The sequence below is a fragment of the Geodermatophilus sp. SYSU D00691 genome (genome assembly GCF_054050275.1).
On sequence record NZ_JBJGYZ010000075.1, the window covers coordinates 1 to 4,112 of the forward strand.

General features: G+C 74.6%; 4 protein-coding genes. 3 read left to right on the top strand and 1 reads right to left on the bottom strand.

The features are described from left to right. The first annotated feature begins 250 nt into the window (after positions 1-250). Both ACI797_RS27745 and ACI797_RS27750 read left to right on the top strand, forming a co-directional pair. A complete protein-coding gene (locus ACI797_RS27745) occupies positions 251-493 on the top strand; it encodes a hypothetical protein (RefSeq protein WP_456541784.1) in 243 nt (80 codons plus the stop codon). Positions 494-599: 106 nt separating this feature from the next. Then, positions 600-803: a cold-shock protein gene (locus ACI797_RS27750; RefSeq protein ID WP_263551050.1), complete on the top strand. Its 204-nt coding sequence runs from the start codon at positions 600-602 to the stop codon at positions 801-803. Positions 804-875: 72 nt separating this feature from the next. Here ACI797_RS27750 and ACI797_RS27755 read toward each other — a convergent pair whose 3' ends face one another. Beyond that, complete coding sequence (locus ACI797_RS27755) at positions 876-1,337, bottom strand: hypothetical protein (RefSeq protein WP_456864089.1); 462 nt, start codon at positions 1,335-1,337, stop codon at positions 876-878. A 129-nt stretch (positions 1,338-1,466) separates the two neighbouring features. On the opposite strand from ACI797_RS27755, the gene ACI797_RS27760 reads away from it, so the two are divergent. Beyond that, entirely contained in the window at positions 1,467-4,058 is a 2,592-nt protein-coding gene (locus ACI797_RS27760; protein WP_456864092.1) for an ExeM/NucH family extracellular endonuclease, read from the top strand. The last annotated feature ends 54 nt before the right edge of the window (positions 4,059-4,112 follow it).

Here is a 4,112-nt window from a genome sequence, read left to right on the forward strand (position 1 = left end):
CCCCCGGCCCGGCGGCCCCCGGCGCCGCGCCCCCCCCGCCCACCCCCCCCCCCCCCCCCCCCCCCCCCCCCCCCCCCCCCCCCCCCCCCCCCCCCCCCGGCGGCCCGTTCACCGGGCCGGACTACTCGACCCGGGACGACGGGGCGCTGCCGCTCTACGCCCCCTCCGAGATCCTCGACCGCGACGGCCGCCGCCTGTAGTGAGCCGGGGGTAACGCCGCCGACACATCGACGGCGCATGCTCCCGGGGCATGACGTGGAGCCGGTACGCCGCGGGCGCGGCGGAGGTCGGGACGGCCGAGACGCTCTGCTGCGGCGAGTCCCGCACGCTGCACCGGCCGGTGGGCGTGGCGCACGCCGTGCCCGCCCCGGCCGTGGGCGGAGCCGGCCACGCGGTGTGCGGGGAACCGGTCACGGTGGTCGGCGGGCTGGACTGGCAGATGGTCTGGGGCGTCCCGCGCTGCCCCGCCTGCCGGCAGCTGGTCGGCTGCTGATACGGGTCCTTCCCCATCTCGCCCCAGGTACGGCTAGTGTGCTGCGCGTCGGGAACACACTGCGCAATGGCAGGACCCCGATGCACCACTCAGCTAGGAGCAGGGAATGCCCGAAGGAACTGTCAAGTGGTTCAACGCGGAGAAGGGGTTCGGCTTCGCCACCCCTGACGGTGGTGGACCGGACGTCTTCGTCCACTACTCGTCCATCCAGACCAGCGGATACCGCTCGCTCGACGAAGGGCAGCGCATCTCGTTCGACATCGAGCAGGGCCAGAAGGGCCCGCAGGCGGCGAACGTCCACCCGCTCTGATCTGAGACACCGTCTCTCGACAGCGCCCCCGTCCGGTCCGCCGGGCGGGGGCGCTGCCGCGTCCGGCGCCGGTCAGCGCCGGCGCGGGACGTAGCCCCCGATGAGCGCGGCCATCAGCAGCGCGCCGTCGTCGTGGCCGAGGGCGTCGGCGGCCTGCGCCATCGCCCGCCAACGCTCCCGCTCGACCTCGGTGGGCGCGTTCTCCACCCGGGCGGCCAGCTGCTCGAGCAGCCGCTCCCACTCCCCCTGCGGCGTCGGCCAGAGCCCGGCCAGCCGGCGGGCCTCCGCCGAGATGCCGGTGAACCGGACGATCTCCCCGGCGTAGTTGGTCAGCGCCTCGACGTACCCGGCCGACACCAGCGCCCGCGCCGCCGCCGCCACCTCCGGCTTCGCCAGACCGCTGGCCGGCACCACCTGCCCGAGGTAGGGCGCACCCCCGTGCGTGGGCGCGTCCACCAGCCGCGCGATCGCCCGCAGCACCGGCAGGTCGCGGGTGAACCAGACGTCGTCCAGCGGTCGGTCGAGCGGCTCCACGGGGATCCACGGTACGGGCACCCCGCAGATGCTGAGCATCGGCAACCTTGTCACCCACCGTTAACTTGACGTCACTATGGGATAAGCGAGGATGGCCAGGTTCGTAACTCCGGTCGTCCGAGGAGCCCCGTGTCCCCACGCCCGTCCCGCCGCCCCGCCGTCCTGGGGGTGACCGTCGGCGCGCTCGCCGCCGGCAGCCTGGTGCTCGCACCCGCCGCCTCCGCGGCACCCACCGACGCCCGCATCACCGAGATCCACTACGACGACGCCGACACCGACTCCGGCGAGGCGATCGAGGTGACCGCACCCCCGAACGCCGACCTCACGGGCCTGCGGGTCCACCTCTACAACGGCAACGGCGGCATGGTGTACAGCCCGGCCGACGGCATCCCCGTGCCGGCCGGCACCGACGGCGTCGCCGTCCTGAGCTTCCCGACCAACGGCGTGCAGAACGGCTCCCCCGACGGCATCGCGCTCGTCGACGCTACGGGCACGGTCCTCGAGTTCCTCAGCTACGAGGGCACGTTCACCGCCGTCGGCGGCCCGGCGAACGGCTTGACCAGCACGGACATCGGCGTGAGCGAGAACGGCGTGCCGGAGGGGCAGTCGCTCCAGCGGCTCCCACTCGGCACCGGCTGGGGCGACTGGACCGGCCCGGCGAGCAACACGTTCGGCACGCGCAACGGCGGCTCCACGCCGGACCCCGACCCGGAGCCGGAGGAGCTGACGTGCGACGCCGGGACCGTGACGATCGGCTCGGTGCAGGGCCCGGCCGACGCCAGCCCCCGCGACGGGGCCACCGTCACCGTGGCCGGCACCGTCGTCGGCGACCTGCAGGAGGGCGGGTTCGCCGGGGTCCACGTGCAGGACGGCGGGGACGGCGTCGACGCGACGTCCGACGGCATCTTCGTGTACGGCTCCTCGCTGCCGCCGCTCGAGCTCGGCGACTCGGTCGTCGTCCGCGGCACCGTGGACGAGTACAACGGCCTCACCGAGCTGACCGCGCCGACCGCCGTCGCGTGCGGCACCGCCGCGCTCCCGGAGGCGGCCGTGCTGCCGCTGCCGTCGACCGACGCCGAACGCGAGGCGTTCGAGGGCATGCTCGTCGCGCCGTCGGAGGCGCTGACGGTCACCGAGGTGTTCGACCTGACCAGCTACGGCGAGCTGCTGCTGGCCTCGGGCGGGCGGCTGCTGGCCCCCACCGAGGCGGCCGAGCCGGGCGATCCGGCGCGGCAGGTGGCCGAGGAGAACGCGCGGCGCTCCATCGTCCTGGACGACGGCCGCACGACGGACCTCTCCCCCGACGACGCGCCGCTGCTCGAGCCGCCGTACCTGGAGCCCGGGGACCCCGTCCGCGTCGGGGACACCGCCGTCCTGGGGCCCGTGGTGCTCGGCTACGGCTTCGGCAACTGGCGCCTCCAGCCGGCCGACGGGGCGGCGGAGGGCACGACCTTCGAGGCGACCAACCCCCGGCCGGCCGCTCCGGCCGAGATCGAGGGCGAGCTGCGGATCGCCGACTTCAACGTCCTGAACTACTTCGTCGACTTCCCGTCCGAGCACGGCGACGACGCCCGGGGGGCGCCGGACGCCGAGGAGCTCGCCGAGCAGCAGGCGAAGATCGTCGCGGCGATCACCGCCCTGGACGCCGACGTCATCACGCTGCACGAGATCGAGAACTCCGCCGTCCTGACGCCGGACACCCCCTACCGGGCGGTGGAGACGCTGCTCGCCGCGGTCGAGGCGGCCGACGGCCACGACTGGGACTTCGTGCGCGCCCACGAGGACACCGACGTCATCACCAACGCGATCGTCTACCGCACCGACCGGGTGACCGCCGTCGGCGAGCCGGTGGTCCCGGCCGACCTGACCGCGTTCGCCAACGCCCGGACGCCGATCGCGCAGACGTTCTCCTACGAGGACGAGGTCTTCTCGGTCATCGCCAACCACTTCAAGTCCAAGGGCAGCGCCTGCGCCGCCGGCAACGACACCAGCGTCGGCGGCCCGGGCAACTGCAACGCCGACCGGGTGCGGCAGGCGGAGGTGCTCGTGGACCTCGCGGCCACCGTGGCGGGGACCGCGGGGGACGACGACGTCCTGCTGACCGGCGACTTCAACTCCTACCGGTTCGAGGACCCGCTCGACGTGCTCCGCGAGGCCGGCTTCCAGGAGGTCGTCACCCCGGGCGAGCACAGCTACGTGTTCGACGGCGGCTCCGGCTCGCTCGACCACGTGTTCGCCAGCCCGTCGATGTCCCCGAAGGTCACCGGCCACACGATCTGGGACACCAACGCGGTCGAGTCCTACGCCTACCAGTACGACGGCCACGAGCCGCTGTTCGCCCCGGACCCGTACCGGGCGAGCGACCACAACCCGTCGGTCGTCGGCATCACGCCGGAGGCCGTCGAGGTGCCGGCGTCGGCCTCGCTGTCGGACGCCGCGCCCTTCCGCGGCGACCGGGTCACCCTGAGCGGGACCGGCTTCACCGCTGGGACGACGGTCCGGGCGACGCTGCCGGCGCGCGGCGGCGAGGTGCTCGGCACCTCGACCGCCGCGGAGGACGGCACGGTGAGCCTGTCCTTCCGCGTGCCGGTGCTGCTGCCGCAGGGCAGCCACCAGGTGGTCCTCACGGCGGCCGACGGCGAGACGGCGGCGACGTCCTTCACGCTGCGCCCGGTGCTGCAGGAGGCCTGGCTGCGGCTGCTCGGCTGGCTGGGGAGCTGATCCCGGCGGCCTGACGACGACGGCCGCGCGCCCCGGCCCGGCTACCCGCCGGGC

Coding starts and splice junctions, on each gene's coding strand:
- ACI797_RS27745 (WP_456541784.1), top strand. CDS start 251: ATGACGTGGAGCCGGTACGCCGCGGGCGCGGCGGAGGTCGGGACGGCC.
- ACI797_RS27750 (WP_263551050.1), top strand. CDS start 600: ATGCCCGAAGGAACTGTCAAGTGGTTCAACGCGGAGAAGGGGTTCGGC.